General features: G+C 56.0%; 12 protein-coding genes and 2 tRNA genes. 7 read left to right on the top strand and 7 right to left on the bottom strand.

Annotated elements, in window-relative coordinates; genetic code table 11:
- Positions 1–36: 36 nt before the first annotated feature.
- The 4 genes from ACOTZF_RS16140 (at position 37) to ACOTZF_RS16125 (ending at position 1,747) form a co-directional block, all read left to right on the top strand.
- The gene (locus ACOTZF_RS16140; protein ID WP_029883447.1) at positions 37–495 is read left to right on the top strand and encodes a YchJ family protein; all 459 of its coding nucleotides are present in this window, start codon (positions 37–39) and stop codon (positions 493–495) included.
- A gap of 48 nt (positions 496–543) precedes the next feature.
- Positions 544–1,386, top strand: a complete 843-nt coding sequence (gene purU, locus ACOTZF_RS16135) for a formyltetrahydrofolate deformylase (RefSeq protein ID WP_013096262.1) — start codon at positions 544–546, stop codon at positions 1,384–1,386.
- Positions 1,387–1,542: 156 nt separating this feature from the next.
- Positions 1,543–1,627, top strand: a tRNA-Tyr gene (locus ACOTZF_RS16130).
- A 35-nt stretch (positions 1,628–1,662) separates the two neighbouring features.
- Positions 1,663–1,747 (top strand) — tRNA-Tyr (locus ACOTZF_RS16125).
- A gap of 138 nt (positions 1,748–1,885) precedes the next feature.
- Here the strand turns inward: ACOTZF_RS16125 and ACOTZF_RS16120 are convergent.
- Positions 1,886–2,329 carry an Lrp/AsnC family transcriptional regulator gene (locus tag ACOTZF_RS16120; RefSeq protein WP_061771980.1) on the bottom strand — a complete coding sequence of 148 codons (444 nt, stop codon included), beginning with the start codon at positions 2,327–2,329 and terminating at the stop codon, positions 1,886–1,888.
- Positions 2,330–2,436: 107 nt separating this feature from the next.
- Here ACOTZF_RS16120 and ACOTZF_RS16115 point away from each other — a divergent pair, with 107 nt between their 5' ends.
- Positions 2,437–3,333, top strand: a complete 897-nt coding sequence (locus ACOTZF_RS16115) for a DMT family transporter (RefSeq protein ID WP_129317581.1) — start codon at positions 2,437–2,439, stop codon at positions 3,331–3,333.
- Here the strand turns inward: ACOTZF_RS16115 and narI are convergent.
- The 5 genes from narI to ACOTZF_RS16090 all read right to left on the bottom strand — a co-directional run bounded on the left by narI (position 3,330) and on the right by ACOTZF_RS16090 (position 11,768).
- Positions 3,330–4,007 (bottom strand): respiratory nitrate reductase subunit gamma, encoded by a 678-nt coding sequence (gene narI, locus ACOTZF_RS16110; protein WP_013096259.1) that lies wholly within the window; start codon positions 4,005–4,007, stop codon positions 3,330–3,332. The two genes, ACOTZF_RS16115 and narI, sit on opposite strands and share 4 nt — an antisense overlap.
- On the bottom strand, positions 4,007–4,717 hold the full coding sequence (narJ, locus tag ACOTZF_RS16105) for a nitrate reductase molybdenum cofactor assembly chaperone (RefSeq protein WP_038419837.1): 711 nt from the start codon (positions 4,715–4,717) through the stop codon (positions 4,007–4,009). Before narJ ends, narI begins: the two co-directional genes overlap by 1 nt.
- A complete protein-coding gene (gene narH / locus ACOTZF_RS16100) occupies positions 4,714–6,249 on the bottom strand; it encodes a nitrate reductase subunit beta (RefSeq protein WP_013096257.1) in 1,536 nt (511 codons plus the stop codon). Before narH ends, narJ begins: the two co-directional genes overlap by 4 nt.
- Complete coding sequence (locus ACOTZF_RS16095; RefSeq protein WP_129251836.1) at positions 6,246–9,989, bottom strand: nitrate reductase subunit alpha; 3,744 nt, start codon at positions 9,987–9,989, stop codon at positions 6,246–6,248. The genes narH and ACOTZF_RS16095 overlap by 4 nt, the downstream gene beginning before the upstream one ends.
- Before the next feature lie 381 nt (positions 9,990–10,370).
- The gene (locus tag ACOTZF_RS16090; RefSeq protein WP_013096255.1) at positions 10,371–11,768 is read right to left on the bottom strand and encodes a NarK family nitrate/nitrite MFS transporter; all 1,398 of its coding nucleotides are present in this window, start codon (positions 11,766–11,768) and stop codon (positions 10,371–10,373) included.
- Positions 11,769–12,077: 309 nt separating this feature from the next.
- On the opposite strand from ACOTZF_RS16090, the gene narX reads away from it, so the two are divergent.
- Both narX and narL read left to right on the top strand, forming a co-directional pair.
- Positions 12,078–13,874, top strand: a complete 1,797-nt coding sequence (gene narX, locus ACOTZF_RS16085; protein WP_108453042.1) for a nitrate/nitrite two-component system sensor histidine kinase NarX — start codon at positions 12,078–12,080, stop codon at positions 13,872–13,874.
- Positions 13,867–14,517: a two-component system response regulator NarL gene (narL, locus tag ACOTZF_RS16080; RefSeq protein WP_003856701.1), complete on the top strand. Its 651-nt coding sequence runs from the start codon at positions 13,867–13,869 to the stop codon at positions 14,515–14,517. Before narX ends, narL begins: the two co-directional genes overlap by 8 nt.
- Before the next feature lie 3 nt (positions 14,518–14,520).
- On the opposite strand, the gene ACOTZF_RS16075 is transcribed toward narL, so the two are convergent.
- Positions 14,521–15,927: a YchO/YchP family invasin gene (locus tag ACOTZF_RS16075; protein WP_040022167.1), complete on the bottom strand. Its 1,407-nt coding sequence runs from the start codon at positions 15,925–15,927 to the stop codon at positions 14,521–14,523.
- Positions 15,928–15,944 lie beyond the last annotated feature (17 nt).

The raw sequence follows: 15,944 nt of genomic DNA, 5'->3' as shown, positions 1-15,944 counted from the left end.
TTTACGCCCTTAATTTTTTGTTCCAGGAAGAGAATCGTGTCTCAACTCTGCCCCTGTGGTAGCGCTCTGGAGTATAGCCTATGTTGCCAGCGATATCTTTCTGGCGATCAGGTTGCACCAGACCCATCACACCTTATGCGTTCACGGTATACCGCTTTTGTGATCAAGGACGCAGACTACCTGATTAAAACCTGGCACCCCTCATGCCAGGCCGCCAGTTTCAAACAGGAGATCGAAGCCGGTTTCGCCAATACCCAGTGGCTCGGTCTTACCGTTTATGAATCCGCACCCGGTAGTCACGAAAATGAAGGTTACGTCAGCTTTGTTGCCCGGTTTACTGAACACAATAAACCGGGTGCCATTATCGAACGTTCCCGGTTCTTAAAGGAAAGCGGGCAATGGTATTATATTGACGGAACGCGCCCGCAGTTTGGTCGTAACGATCCCTGCCCTTGTGGTTCTGGTAAAAAATTTAAAAAGTGTTGCGGGCAGTAACGCCCGACAACCGAGACTTCGCAAATACTCAAACAGGATTTCCCGGCGATGCAATCACTACAACGTAAAGTTCTGCGCACCATCTGTCCCGATCAAAAAGGACTGATCGCACGAATTACCAACATCTGTTACAAACATGAATTGAATATCGTGCAGAACAACGAATTCGTTGACCACCGTACCGGTCGTTTCTTCATGCGTACCGAACTGGAAGGTATTTTCAACGACACCACTCTGCTTGCCGATCTGGACAGCGCGCTGCCGGAAGGTTCCGTACGCGAGCTGACACCAGCAGGACGTCGTCGCATCGTGATTCTGGTGACCAAAGAAGCCCACTGCCTGGGTGATCTGCTGATGAAAGCTAACTACGGCGGTCTGGATGTCGAAATCGCCGCCGTTATCGGTAACCACGAGACGCTGCGTACGCTGGTAGAGCGTTTTGATATTCCCTTCGAGCTGGTGAGCCATGAAGGCCATACGCGTGAAGAGCACGACAACCTGATGGCTGAGGCTATTGAAGCGCACAACCCGGACTACGTTGTCCTGGCGAAATACATGCGCGTGTTGACGCCCTCCTTCGTGGCGCGTTTCCCGAACAAAATTATCAACATTCACCACTCCTTCCTGCCCGCCTTTATTGGCGCACGCCCCTACCATCAAGCCTATGAACGCGGCGTGAAGATCATCGGCGCAACGGCGCATTACGTAAATGACAATCTGGATGAAGGCCCAATCATCATGCAGGACGTGATTCATGTGGATCACACCTACACGGCGGAAGACATGATGCGTGCCGGGCGCGATGTTGAGAAGAACGTTCTGAGCCGCGCACTCTATCAGGTGCTGGCGCAGCGCGTATTCGTTTACGGTAACAGAACGATCATTCTTTAATCGACAGTGAAATGAATTGGTTAGCTTTACAGCTTTGCGGGTAAAAATCAGGCAACCAGTTTATTTTTCTTGTGGTAACGCTTTACAGGGGCGTGTCATTTGATATGATGCGCCCCGCTTCCAGCAGGAAGCAGGCCAGTACAAGCATTACCCCGTGGTGGGGTTCCCGAGCGGCCAAAGGGAGCAGACTGTAAATCTGCCGTCATCGACTTCGAAGGTTCGAATCCTTCCCCCACCACCATCTCTCAGCACGACCTCAAAATTAGAATTACCCCTGGTGGGGTTCCCGAGCGGCCAAAGGGAGCAGACTGTAAATCTGCCGTCATCGACTTCGAAGGTTCGAATCCTTCCCCCACCACCATTACTTCCATGCCGCAGGGCGCAACGCGCCGAGTAATCCTTCCCCCACCACCATCAATTTCAAAAAATCATAATAGAACCTAACCGAGCACACTTTCGTAGGCCGGGTAAGGCGTAGCCGCCACCCGGCGACAGACGTTTACATCGGCGGCAAGCGTCGCTTCACCGGTGAGCTCTTCACAATCGACGTATTACACTGGGCATGCTCCGCCAGCCCGTCCAGCAACACATCCAGTTGCTCAATTGACCGCACCACCAGCCGGATGACAAAACAGTCTTCACCGGTCACTTTGTCACTTTCAATGCACTCCGGCATCGCCTGGATGTATTTATCCACTTTATGTAACAGTCCAGGCAACGGGCGAACCCGCACCAGCGCCTGCAGCGTATAACCTAACGCCGCCAGATTGACCCGGGCACCGTAACCCAGAATCACTCCACGCTCTTCCAGCCTTTTCAGGCGTTCTGCCGTGCTGGGCGAAGTCAGACCAACACGACCGCTGAGCACCTTCAGCGACATACGCGCATCGTCGACCAGACAAGCCAAAATTTGCCGATCGATATCATCGAGAAGGTATTCCATCATTTTCACCTAATTTTAAAAAGCCATTCGAGTATTTAACCTTATCTCAACCCTGTAAAACCCGACAGCAATTTTCGACAATAGCGTCATCAACCAGGAGGTGAATGATGCGTGACTTACATAAAGGCGTCTGGCAAATGAGCCTGGCGATGTTAATTTCCGGCTCGATTGGCGCGTTTGTTTTACTCTCCGGACTGCCAGTGTCAGAAGTGGTTTTCTGGCGCTGTCTGATCGGCGCAATCGCACTGTTCATTTTCATTCGGATGAGCCAAAAACCCTTTAGTCCCCTCACCCGTACCTCTCTGCTGCTGGCTATTCTCGGCGGGGTAGCATTAGTGGTGAACTGGCTGCTGCTGTTCGCTGCCTATGAACGTATTTCGATTGGCCTTTCCACTGTGGTCTATAACACTCAGCCCTTTATGCTGGTGATGATGGGTATGTTATTAGGCGAACGCGTCAGTCTGGTCAAATGGGGCTGGCTGTTTCTTGCCTTCGGCGGGGTGGTAATTTTGCTCTCAGGCGAACTGTCCGGTTCCCATGGCTCAGCCTGGCTCGCGGGGATCGGTCTGGCACTGGGTGCGGCGTTCTTCTATGCGTTGACGGCGATTATTGCCCGCAAACTGAAATCCATCGCGCCACAGCATATAGCGTTTATTCAGGTGCTGACAGGCGTGGTAATGCTACTGCCGTTTGCCCGTATGCCCGCCTTGTCCGCTGATTTTCCGTGGCCAATTTTACTGACGCTGGGCATTGTCCATACCGGTATCATGTATCAGCTGCTGTATAGCGCCATCCAAAAACTTCCGACGCCCATTACCGGTTCACTGTCCTTTATCTATCCGGTAGTAGCCATCGTTGTCGATAATGTGGTCTTCGCGCATTCGCTGGATATTACCCAACTGGCGGGCGGCGCGCTGATCCTGTTTGCTGCGGCAGGCAATAATCTGGGCTGGGGCGAAAAAAAACCCCGCGAATGCGGGGTTAGTATCAAAACGACAAATTAGCGACGGGCACGCACAATCTGGTATTTGCGCGTCAGGTACTCCACCGGCGCGCTCCAGATGTGCACCAGACGAGAGAACGGGAACAGCACAAACAGGGTCATACCCAACACCAGGTGCAGGCGGAAGATAAACGCCACCCCATCCAGATGTTCAGATGCGCCTCCGTGGAAGGTCACTACGGACTGCGCCCATCCCACCAGCTTCATCATCTCGCTGCCGTCCATATGCTGCGCCGAGAATGGAATGGTCAGCAGACCCAGTGCGCACTGAACCATCAGCAGAGAGAGGATCAGGATATCCGCCGTGGTAGTGGTAGCCCGCACACGCGGACTGAACAGACGGCGTTTCAGCAGCAGCAGACCACCCACCAGGGTCATCACGCCGCAAGCGCCACCCGCGATCATCGCCATCTTCTGCTTCACTTCGATGGGCAGCCACGCTTCATACATCCAGTGTGGCGTCAGCATTCCCAGGAAGTGACCGGCAAAAATCCCCAGAATACCGATGTGGAACAGGTTAGACGCAACGTGCATCCCTTTACGATCCAGCATCTGGCTGGAGGCAGCACGCCAGGTGTACTGGCCATAGTCATAACGCAGCCAGCTTCCCACCAGGAACACGGTGCCCGCGATATACGGGTAAATGTCAAAGAAGAACATATTCAGGAAGTGCATTAGTGCCGTCCTCCGTTAGAGATATTCAAATATTGCGGGGCAACCGCGCCGGCAAAACGACGCTGGTGAGCCGAAATTTCAGATTCGCCGCAGCTCTGGTCAGCAAAGAATTTCACCTGCTCTTCTTCCCAGACCGCATCCAGCGCCTGTGGCGTGTCGTCGCGGGCTTCGTCCGCAATTTTCTCCGCCACTTTTTCACTGTCGACCGAGGCATTCGCCAGCTTCACCAGCACCCCAAACAGCGCCGCATAGCGGCTCTCGCGCTGCTGAAGACGGGCGCTGAGCAACGCCAGAATCGGCGCGATGTCCTGCAGACCACCCAGCGCTTCTTCTTTTGGCAACTGCGCCAGATACTCCAGGTACAGCGGAAGATGATCCGGCAGCTCGCGGCTGTCGAGCTGCAGGCCGTGCTGCTCGTACTGGGCCATCAGGTCCACCATCGCCTGCCCCCGATCGCGGGATTCACCGTGAACGTGTTCAAACAGCAGCAGCGAGGTTGCGCGACCGCGATCAAACAGCTGGCTGTAATCCGCCTGTGCATCGAGAAGATCGCGCGCTAACAGGTCGCGGAGGAAAACGCCCAGTGTCTGGGCATCTTCTTTATCCAGGTTTTCAGAGGACGCGAGCGCATCAAAGAGTTCCTGCTGATGCTGCGCCAGCGCGGCATCCGGGTACTCCAGCAGACGCGAAACAATCACGAGTTCAATCATGGGTGCGGCTCCGTTTTGCTGGTCACATCCATGGCGTCGATGCGGCGGCTGTTGAACAGGTTGAATTTGCTGTCTGACCCGTGGCAACCGTCGCCAAAGCTAAAGCCACAACCGTTTTTCTCCGGGAAGGCTTCGCGGGCCAGTTCACGGTGGCTGCTTGGTACCACGAAACGATCTTCATAGTTGGCAATGGCCAGGTAGCGGTACATCTCCTGGGCCTGCGCTTCGGTCAGGCCGACCTCTTCCAGCGCACGGGTGTCGGTCACGCCGTCCACGGTTTCCGCACGTTTGAAGTGGCGCATCGCCAGCATACGTTTCAGCGCCAGCAGTACCGGCTGGGTATCGCCTGCGGTCAGCAGGTTTGCCAGGTACTGAACCGGGATACGCAAGCTCTCCACGTCCGGCAGAATGCCGTTGCTGCCCAGCTCGCCTGCATCCGCGGCTGACTGAATCGGCGACAGAGGCGGCACGTACCAGACCATCGGCAGCGTGCGGTATTCCGGGTGCAGCGGCAGGGCCAGCTTCCAGTCCATCGCCATTTTGTATACCGGAGACTGCTGCGCCGCGTCGATTACGCTCTGCGGAATGCCGTCTTTCAGCGCCTGCTCAATCACTTTCGGATCGTTCGGGTCAAGGAACACGTCCAGCTGACGCTGGTACAGATCTTTCTCGTTCTCGGTGCTCGCGGCATTTTCAATCGCGTCCGCGTCATACAGCAGCACGCCGAGGTAACGAATACGGCCTACGCAGCTCTCGGAGCAGACAGTCGGCATACCGGCTTCGATACGCGGGTAACAGAAGATGCACTTCTCAGACTTACCGCTCTTCCAGTTGAAGTAGATTTTTTTGTACGGACAACCGGTGATGCACATACGCCAGCCGCGGCACTTATCCTGGTCGATCAGTACGATGCCGTCTTCTTCACGCTTGTAGATGGCGCCGCTCGGGCAGGTCGCCACGCACGCCGGGTTGAGGCAGTGCTCACACAGACGCGGCAGGTACATCATGAAGGTGTTTTCAAACTGGCCGTACATCGCCTTCTGCATGTTCTCGAAATTCTGGTCTTTGGCGCGCTTTTCGAACTCGCCGCCCAGAATTTCTTCCCAGTTTGGACCGCTGGTAATTTTGTCCATGCGCTGACCGGTGATCAGCGAGCGAGGACGGGCGATCGGCTGGTGCTTACTTTCCGGCGCGTTATGCAGGTTCTGGTAGTCGTAGTCAAACGGCTCGTAATAATCTTCGATACCCGGCAGATGCGGGTTGGCGAAGATTTTACCCAGCAGCATCGCACGGTTACCCATGCGCGGCTGCAGCTTACCGTTGATTTTACGGATCCAGCCACCCTTCCACTTCTCCTGGTTTTCCCAGTCGGTCGGGAAGCCGGTACCCGGCTTACTTTCCACGTTGTTGAACCAGGCGTATTCCATCCCTTCACGGCTGGTCCAGACGTTCTTACAGGTGACTGAGCAGGTATGACAGCCGATGCATTTATCCAGATTCAGCACCATGCCGACTTGTGAACGAATTTTCATTTTACGCTCTCCTGTACCTGGTCATTACCTTCGCCATCTAACCAGTTAATATTTTTCATCTTACGTACCACCACGAACTCATCGCGGTTAGAACCTACCGTACCGTAGTAGTTAAAGCCGTAGGCCAGCTGTGCATAGCCACCGATCATGTGGGTCGGCTTCGGCGTAATACGGGTCACGGAGTTGTGAATACCGCCGCGCTGCTCGGTGATCTCTGAACCCGGCAGGTTCACGATACGTTCCTGCGCGTGGTACATCATGGTCATCCCGGCCGGTACGCGCTGGCTCACCACCGCACGCGCCGTCAGGGCGCCGTTGCTGTTGAACACTTCGATCCAGTCGTTATCTTCAATACCCAGATCTTTGGCGTCCGCTTCACTCATCCACACAATCGGACCACCGCGGGACAAGGTCAGCATCAGCAGGTTGTCGCTATAAGTAGAGTGGATCCCCCACTTCTGGTGCGGCGTCAGGAAGTTCAGCGCCTTCTCCGGGTTGCCGTTCGATTTCGCGCCCATCACCGCTTTCACGGAGCGGGTGTCGATTGGTGGACGGTAAACCAGCAGGCTTTCGCCGAAGTCACGCATCCACTGGTGATCCTGATACAGCGACTGACGACCGGACAGAGTACGCCATGGGATCAGCTCGTGAACGTTGGTATACCCGGCGTTATAAGAGACATGTTCATCTTCCAGGCCAGACCAGGTCGGGCTGGAGATAATTTTGCGCGGCTGCGCCTGAATATCGCGGAAGCGGATTTTTTCGTCTTCTTTGTTGAGCGCCAGATGCGTATGGTCGCGGCCGGTGAATTCACTCAGCGCTTTCCAGGCCTTCACGGCAACCTGGCCGTTGGTTTCCGGTGCCAGGGTCAGGATCATTTCTGCCGCATCAATCGCCGTATTCAGCATTGGCTGGCCTTTGGCCGGGCCGTCCGCTTTGGTGTAATTGAGCTTGCGCAGCAGATCCATTTCGCTCTGGGTGTTCCAGGCAATCCCTTTCCCGCCGTTGCCGATTTTCTCCATCAGCGGGCCGATAGAGGTAAAGCGCTCGTAGGTCGCCGGGTAGTCACGTTCCACCGGAATAATGTGCGGCGCCGTTACGCCCGGGATCAGGTCACATTCACCTTTTTTCCAGTCCTTCACGTTCAGCGGCTGCGCCAGTTCGGCAGCTGAGTCGTGCTGGATAGGCAGCGTCACCACGTCGGTCTCTTTGCCCAGGTGCCCTACGCAGACTTCAGAGAATTTCTTCGCGATGTCTTTGTAGATATCCCAGTCGCTTTTTGATTCCCACGCCGGGTCAACGGCCGCAGACAGCGGATGAATAAACGGATGCATATCCGAGGTATTCATGTCGTCTTTTTCGTACCAGGTAGCGGTAGGCAGCACGATATCGGAGTACAGGCAGGTGCTGGAGAGACGGAAGTCGAGGGTCACCACCAGATCCAGCTTGCCGTCGAGACCGTTGTCTTTCCACTCCACCTCTTCCGGCTTCACGCCGCCCTGCTTGCCGAGATCTTTACCCTGGATACCGTTTTCGGTACCGAGCAGGTATTTCAGCATGTACTCGTGGCCTTTACCGGACGAGCCCAGCAGGTTGGAACGCCAGATGAACAGGTTACGCGGATGGTTTTTACCGTTTTCCGGCTGCTCGGCCGCAAAACGGATTGAACCGTCTTTCAGAGACTTAACGGTGTAATCCACCGGCGACATCCCTGCCTTCTTCGCCTCTTCTGCAATACGCAGCGGGTTAGTGCCCAACTGAGGTGCAGACGGCAACCAGCCCATGCGCTCGGCACGGACGTTAAAGTCGATCAGATGACCGCTGTAGCGGGATTTATCTGCCATCGGTGATAGCAGCTCCTGCGCGGTAACCGTCTCATAGCGCCACTGGCTGGAGTGGTTATAGAAGTAGGAAGTGCTGTTCATATGACGCGCCGGACGCTGCCAGTCAAGGGCAAACGCCAGCGGCTGCCAGCCGGTCTGCGGACGCAGTTTTTCCTGGCCCACGTAGTGCGCCCAGCCGCCACCGCTCTGACCGACACAGCCGCAGAAGATCAGCATGTTGATCAGGCCACGGTAGTTCATATCGAGGTGATACCAGTGGTTCAGACCGGCACCGACGATAATCATTGAACGACCGTGGGTTTTGTCAGCGTTTTCTGCGAATTCACGGGCGATACGGGTGATCTGCGCACGCGGTACGCCGGTGATCTGCTCCGCCCAGGCTGGGGTGTACGCCTTCACATCGTCATAGCTGGTCGCGCAGTTTTCATCGTTCAGACCGCGCTCCAGACCGTAGTTGGCCAGCGTCAGGTCATACACGGTGGTCACCAGGGCGCTAGAGCCGTCGGCCAGCTGCAGGCGTTTCACCGGCAGTTTGTGCATCAGGACGTTCTGTAGCTCAACCTTGTTGAAGTGCTCAGAACCTTCGCCGCCGAAGTACGGGAAGCCCACTTCTGCGATCTCATCCTGGCTGCCCAGCATGCTCAGGCGCAGCTCGGTCTCTTCGCCGGTTGTACCGTTACGTTGTTCAAGGTTCCATTTGCCCTTCTCACCCCAGCGGAAGCCGATTGAACCGTTTGGCACCACCAGCTCACCGTTGCTGTTATACGCGACGGTTTTCCACTCAGGGTTGTTTTCCTGGCCAAGCGCGTCCACCAGATCCGCCGCACGCAGCGTACGGCCTGCCGCGTAGTAGCCGTCACGCTCTTCCAGCATCACCAGCATTGGCATGTCGGTATAACGACGCACGTAATCGGTGAAGTACTGGCTTGGTTTATCGAGGTGGAATTCACGCAGCATGACGTGGCCCATCGCCAGCGCCATCGCGGAGTCAGTACCCTGTTTAGGCGCCAGCCACAGGTCACACAGCTTGGCAATTTCGGCGTAGTCCGGGGTCACCGCAACGGTTTTGGTGCCTTTGTAACGCACTTCAGTAAAGAAGTGTGCATCCGGGGTACGGGTCTGCGGTACGTTTGAGCCCCAGGCGATAATGTAGCTTGAGTTATACCAGTCGGCGGACTCCGGCACATCGGTCTGTTCACCCCAGGTCTGTGGAGACGCTGGTGGCAGGTCGCAGTACCAGTCGTAGAAGCTCAGACAGGTTCCCCCAATCAGGGAAAGATAGCGCGCGCCAGAAGCGTAAGAGACCATCGACATCGCCGGGATCGGCGAGAAGCCTGCCACGCGGTCAGGACCGTAAGTTTTGACGGTATAGACGTTAGAGGCGGCAATCAGCTCATTCACCTCTTTCCAGGAGGAGCGAACAAAACCACCGCGGCCACGCGCCTGCTTGAAGCTTTTCGCTTTGTCGGCGTCTTCGATGATGGATGCCCACGCCTCTACCGGATCGCTGTGCTGCACCTTCGCTTCACGCCACATTTTCATCAGGCGCTTGCGCATCAGAGGATATTTAAGACGGTTCGCACTGTAGAGATACCAGGAGTAGCTGGCGCCACGCGGGCAGCCACGTGGTTCATGGTTCGGCATATCCGGGCGGGTGCGCGGATAGTCGGTCTGCTGCATTTCCCAGGTCACCAGACCGTTTTTAACGAAAATCTTCCAGCTACACGAGCCCGTGCAGTTTACACCGTGGGTTGAACGGACGACTTTGTCATGCTGCCAGCGCTGGCGGTAACCGTCTTCCCAGTCCCGGTTGGTATCCAGAACCTGGCCGTGCCCATCGGCAAAAGTTTCACCCTTCTGTTTGAAGTAGCGAAACCGGTCCAAAAATTTGCTCATCGGGTATCTCCTGTGTGGAGCCTGTGGCTCTCTAAATCGACATTGCTGATTTGCAGCGAAGGTAACGTCCTGTAAGAGAGGGAGAATTGATAACGATCAAGACGGAGGGGGACTATGAAGTGAGGTGTTATAACGAATACCACCAAAGCGGTAGAATTTTTATTTTTATATCTCAATGATTTTAAAGGGTATTTTTTATTTATCGTACAATAAGTCCGCCTGTTTTTAACATCTCGGGTATTAAGGGGTAGGCTCGGCTGAAAAGCGATGGCGATCACAGAGTTACCTGCGGGCGGGACGTTAGAAAAGTCATTAGTATGTTGTAACTACTGAGGAAGCAAAAAAACGCGACCCGAAGGTCGCGTAAACGGATAATCAAACTTACTTATTTTTCTTGGAATTACGGCCATATACCAGCCACGTGATGGCGACACAGGCGATATAGAAAACGAGGAATACTTTCATTGCTCCTGCCGGAGAGCCGGTCAGGTCCAGCGAGATCCCGAACGCTTTTGGAATAAAGAAGCCACCGATAGCGCCAATCGCGGAGATAAAGCCCAGCGCTGCCGCTGTATCCGTTGCCGCTTCGCGCATGGCCTGCTCTTCGCTACCGCCCTGCGCTTTCACGCGGTCCATGGTCAGCTTACGGAAGATGACGGAGATCATCTGGAAGGTAGAAGCACTTCCCAGCCCGGCCGTCAGGAACAGCACCATAAACACGCCGAAGAAGGCGATGAAGTTACCGCCCTGTCCGTCGGCTGGCAGGGTCAGGAACAGCAGCGCACAGAAGACCGCCATCACAACGAAGTTAATCAGCGTCACGCGGGTCCCGCCCAGACGGTCAGAGACCATGCCGCCCAGCGAACGCGCCAGCGCGCCAATAAACGGTCCGAAGAAGGCGAACTGCAGAATTTGCACCTCCGGGAACTGGGTTTTCGACAGCATGGCAAAGCCCGCAGAGAAACCAATGAACGAGCCGAAGGTCGCCAGATAGAGCAGCGCCATCACCCACAGGTGGCCGCGCTTCAGCACCGGCAACTGCTCGCTCAGGGATGCCTTCGATGCAGACAGGTCATTCATAAAGAACCAGGCCGCAAGGGTAAAGACCACCAGGAACGGTACCCAGATCCAGGCCGCGTTTTGCAGATAGAGGGAAGAGCCATCTGCCTGCGTCACACCACCGCCGCCAAACGCCGCGAAGATAGAGACGGAGATCGCCAGCGGTGCAATCAGCTGCATTACGCTGACGCCCATGTTACCCAGGCCGCCGTTAATCCCCAGCGCACCACCCTGCTTCGCTTTCGGGAAGAAGAAGCTGATGTTTGCCATGCTGGACGCAAAGTTTGCGCCCGCAAAACCGCAGAGCAGAGAGATGATCACGAACACGCTAAACGGCGTGGAGGTGTCCTGCACCGCAAAACCGAGCCACACGCAAGGCACGATCATGATACCGGTACTGAACGCCGTCCAGCGACGGCCGCCAAAAACCGGCACCATGAACGCGTAAGGCACGCGCAGCAAGGCTCCCGACAGCGACGGCAGCGCGGTCAGCATAAACAGCTGATCGGTGGTAAAGGTAAATCCGACCTTAGGCAGGTTCACCGCTACCGCGCTGAACAACATCCATACGCAAAACGCTAACAATAAACATGGAACGGAAATCCACAGATTTCGGCTTGCGACACGGTGGCCGCGCTGCTGCCAGAACGCCGGATCTTCCGGACGCCAGTCAGTTATAACGGCACCATTTTCCCTTTCGGGAGCGGATGTGTGACTCATAGACACCTCTGATTCTCGAATGATGCTGCAAACATTAGGGTTTTAGGGCGGCGGTAAGTTGATATAAATCAAAGGAAAAGTGGGAGGATTTGCGGCGAAAAAAAAGTCATCATCCTTAGTGAGTAGAGTAAAACGGTAAAAAAGACGTGGTTTTTCACAGGACTGACGTCTCGCTGTCCATTCCTCCCCCTGAGCCTTACCCCATTGGCAATTTAGAGGTAATCCTTTATTGGTATGGGTATACTCCAGGGTATGCACCAGAATAACGCCATTCCTGCAAGCAGGCCACGTCAGGAGCCCGGCAACTCTATGTTAAAAAGATGTTTATCTCCGCTAACACTCGTCAATCAGGTCGCCCTGATCGTTTTGCTGTCCACCGCCATCGGCGTGACCGGCATGGCGATTTCCGGCTGGCTGGTACAGGGTGTACAGGGTAATGCCCATGCCATCAACGAGGCAGGCTCACTACGCATGCAGAGTTATCGTCTACTGGCAACGGTGCCGTTAACCCAGGACGATCAGAAGCTGCTGGACGATATGGAACATACCGCTTTCAGCACCGAACTGGAAAGTGCCGCGATTCGTGCCGGTCAGGAATCCCAGCTTAAAGCCCTTCAGGGCTACTGGCACACTCAGCTGGAGCCGGGGTTAAAGCAGGCGAAAAATCCTGATACCGTTGCCCATGATGTCGCCGGGTTCGTTTCCCGCATTGATACCCTGGTCTCCTCTTTCGATCAAACCACCGAATTACGCATCGACCGGGTGGTGATGATCCACCGGGCGATGGCGCTGTTTATGGGGCTGCTGCTGATTTTCACCATTGTCTGGCTGCGCGCCCGGCTGCTAAATCCCTGGAAGCAACTGCTGGCGATGGCCCGCGCGGTGACTGCCCGGGATTTTACCCAGCGCACCCACATCAGCGGACGTAACGAAATGGCGATGCTGGGCCAGGCGCTGAACACCATGTCAGATGAACTCGCCGAGAGTTACGCGGTGCTGGAAAAACGCGTACAGGAGAAAACCGCGGGGCTGGAGCAGAAAAACGAGATCCTCTCGTTCCTGTGGCAGGCTAATCGCCGCCTGCATATGCAGGTGCCGCTGTGCGAACGTCTCTCTCCGGTCCTGAATGGCTTGCAGAATCTGACCCTGCTGCACGACCTGGAGCTTCGGGTGTACGACATGGAAGATGAAGAAAATCACCAGGAGTTTACCTGTCAGTCAGACATGACCTGCGATGACAAAGGCTGCCACCTGTGCCCACGCGGCTTACCGCCGCTGACCACCAGCGGCACGACGCTGAAATGGCGGCTGACAGACAGCCACACCCAGTACGGTATTCTGCTGGCGACCCTGCCCGCCGGGCGTCATCTGAGCCACGACCAGCAGCAACTGGTGGATACGCTGGTTGAACAGCTGACGGCCACGCTGGCACTCGACCGCCATCAGGAGAAGCAGCAGCAACTGATCGTGATGGAAGAGCGCGCCACCATCGCCCGCGAACTCCACGACTCTATCGCCCAGTCGCTCTCCTGTATGAAAATGCAGGTCAGCTGTCTGCAAATGCAGGCCGCAGAAATGCCGGAAAGCAACAAAGCGCTGCTGAGCCAGATCCGCAACGAGCTGAATACCTCCTGGGTACAGCTTCGCGAACTGCTGACCACCTTCCGCCTGCAGCTCACCGAGCCCGGCCTGCGCCCGGCGCTGGAAGCAAGCTGCCAGGAATTTAGCGCCCGACTGGGGTTCCCGGTGAAGCTCGATTACCAGTTACCGCCTCGTTTTGTGCCTTCGCATCAGGCCATTCATTTACTGCAGATCGCCCGCGAAGCGCTGAGCAACGTGCTAAAACACGCTGACGCGACGGCGGTCACCGTTACCGTTAGCCAGCACGATAATCAGGTGAAGCTCACGGTTCATGACAACGGCCGCGGCGTGCCGGAAAATGCCGAACGGACAAACCATTACGGTTTAATTATCATGCGAGACCGCGCCCAAAGCCTGCGCGGTGATTGTCAGGTTCGTCGGCGAGAAACAGGTGGCACAGAAGTGGTTGTCACCTTTATCCCCGAAAAACCCCTCACAACTATCCAGGGAGAAACCCATGACTAATCAGGAACCGGCATCCATCCTGTTGATTGACGACCATCCGATGCTGCGTACTGGCGTAAAACAGCTGGTCAGCATGGCACCTGATATCACCGTCGTTGGCGAAGCCAGCAACGGTGAACAGGGCATTGAACTTGCCGAATCGCTTGATCCTGATTTGATCCTGCTCGATCTGAACATGCCAGGCATGAACGGTCTGGAGACGCTCGATAAGCTGCGTGAAAAATCGCTGTCGGGACGCGTGGTGGTCTTTAGCGTCTCAAACCATGAAGAAGATGTCGTCACGGCGTTAAAACGCGGTGCAGACGGCTACCTGCTGAAAGATATGGAGCCGGAAGATCTGCTCAAGGCCCTGCAACAGGCTGCCGCAGGCGAAATGGTACTGAGCGAGGCGTTAACCCCGGTGCTGGCCGCCAGCCTGCGGGCAAACCGCGCCACCTCCGACCGCGACGTCAGCCAGTTAACCCCGCGCGAGCGCGATATTCTGAAGCTGATTGCCCAGGGTCTGCCGAACAAAATGATCGCCCGTCGTCTGGATATCACCGAGAGCACGGTCAAGGTGCATGTGAAACATATGCTGAAGAAGATGAAGTTAAAATCCCGCGTTGAAGCCGCCGTGTGGGTGCATCAGGAACGCATTTTCTGAGGATTACTCATCCGGGAGTAACTTCCAGCGCGGGTCGTCGTCAGGTAACGCGACAAGCGGCTGAACCACGGTAAGCGTGATCTCATTGGATGAGACGCGCTGTCCTTTTTCATCTTCAACCACCGCCGACAGGTGCCAGCGGTTCTTCGCCCCGTCACTGTCATCCCAGGCAGGCATAATCACACTCCAGCCATCGCTGCTGTGCGTGTTGGCCGGTGCGGTCAGGCTCAGTGCCTGGGTATCGCCCTGCCAGTGGATCTGCCGAATACCATGAGTGCTGCGTACCTGAAGCTTGAGCATCACGGTCTCGCCCCCTTTCAGATCCCACGGCGGGGTCGCCAGCCAGACGGAGAGCGTTTTGCGCTGGCGGAACTCCATTACCGGCAGATTATCCCGCTCCGGTGAATCATAGCGACTGCCGCGCAGGGAGCGCGTGGCGGCAACTTCGCTGGCAGAAAGCTGCTTGGCAAGGGGCACGCCGAAGCGGTAGTTGAGCTTAAGCCCGAGGTTGTTCTGACTCGCACCGCTCTCGCCCTGCTTATGCGCCGCCGTCAGGGTGACCAGCGGAACAGGCGTATAGTTAAGCCCCAGGTTGACCGCCACCGGGTTGTGATAGCCGGTTCCACTGTTGAACAGGTCAACGTTGTCACCAAAGTACTGCTCGAAGCTGACGCTGGTGTTGAAATGATGAAACCACGGCAACCAGGCTTTAGCGGTCACGTCATAGCCACGCGCCATGCGCTGCTCCTGCACGTCCGAACTCTCGCGCCAGCTGGCCAGCGGTTGATAGTAATTGGCAGACAGACGCAGATTCTCGCCCCACGCCTCCGCGCCCAGCCCGGCACGCTGCAGGTTTTCATCAAGCAGGTTATCGTAAAAGGTGTTGTAGCCGAGCAGCCATTTTCCGGCAACCCAGCGCTGACCGATGCCGGCATTGCTCACCAGGCCGTCACTCTGCTGCGTCAGCCCCAGCTGGCTCCAGCTCAGGTAACGGTTGTTATCATTCCAGGGGATGAACCAGCTCCCGCTGCTGCCGTTAAAGTTCCCCTCGTCATCCACCAGTAAATTGACGCTGGCGTTGCCCCAGGGCGAGAGCCAGGACTCAATCTGCTGATTCACCTCGCCGCTCACCGCGTCACGCACCTTACCAAACGCGAACTGACGCGCCTGCTCGCCGGTGGTGAGGCCGTTATCGGTCATACTGGCTTCGCCAAAGGCTTTTGCCATTTCGGCCAGGTGCTTTTCCCCCTCGTCTGTTGGCGTCGCCATGCCGAGATCGGGCAAACTGTCCCCGTTGTTATCAAAGGGGTTTTCTGCCTGATGCATAAAGGAATTCGGGGCACCGTGAACGGCACCCGCCGTAAGAAGTGGGAGTAATAACAGAAAGCGAATGCGGGACGATACAGCCATCAACGTCGTAAATAAGA

Source organism: Enterobacter cloacae complex sp. SHL021, assembly GCF_049237765.1.
Classification (GTDB): domain Bacteria; phylum Pseudomonadota; class Gammaproteobacteria; order Enterobacterales; family Enterobacteriaceae; genus Enterobacter; species Enterobacter cloacae.
This window is presented reverse-complemented; position numbering and strand designations above follow the sequence as displayed.

What these genes read in the sequence shown, in the direction of transcription:
- purU (WP_013096262.1), top strand. Translation starts at nt 544, where the DNA reads ATGCAATCACTACAACGTAAAGTTCTGCGCACCATCTGTCCCGATCAA.
- ACOTZF_RS16115 (WP_129317581.1), top strand. Translation starts at nt 2,437, where the DNA reads ATGCGTGACTTACATAAAGGCGTCTGGCAAATGAGCCTGGCGATGTTA.
- ACOTZF_RS16090 (WP_013096255.1), bottom strand. Translation starts at nt 11,768, where the DNA reads ATGAGTCACACATCCGCTCCCGAAAGGGAAAATGGTGCCGTTATAACT.
- narL (WP_003856701.1), top strand. Translation starts at nt 13,867, where the DNA reads ATGACTAATCAGGAACCGGCATCCATCCTGTTGATTGACGACCATCCG.
- ACOTZF_RS16120 (WP_061771980.1), bottom strand. Translation starts at nt 2,329, where the DNA reads ATGGAATACCTTCTCGATGATATCGATCGGCAAATTTTGGCTTGTCTG.
- narH (WP_013096257.1), bottom strand. Translation starts at nt 6,249, where the DNA reads ATGAAAATTCGTTCACAAGTCGGCATGGTGCTGAATCTGGATAAATGC.
- narJ (WP_038419837.1), bottom strand. Translation starts at nt 4,717, where the DNA reads ATGATTGAACTCGTGATTGTTTCGCGTCTGCTGGAGTACCCGGATGCC.
- narI (WP_013096259.1), bottom strand. Translation starts at nt 4,007, where the DNA reads ATGCACTTCCTGAATATGTTCTTCTTTGACATTTACCCGTATATCGCG.
- ACOTZF_RS16095 (WP_129251836.1), bottom strand. Translation starts at nt 9,989, where the DNA reads ATGAGCAAATTTTTGGACCGGTTTCGCTACTTCAAACAGAAGGGTGAA.
- narX (WP_108453042.1), top strand. Translation starts at nt 12,078, where the DNA reads ATGTTAAAAAGATGTTTATCTCCGCTAACACTCGTCAATCAGGTCGCC.
- ACOTZF_RS16075 (WP_040022167.1), bottom strand. Translation starts at nt 15,927, where the DNA reads ATGGCTGTATCGTCCCGCATTCGCTTTCTGTTATTACTCCCACTTCTT.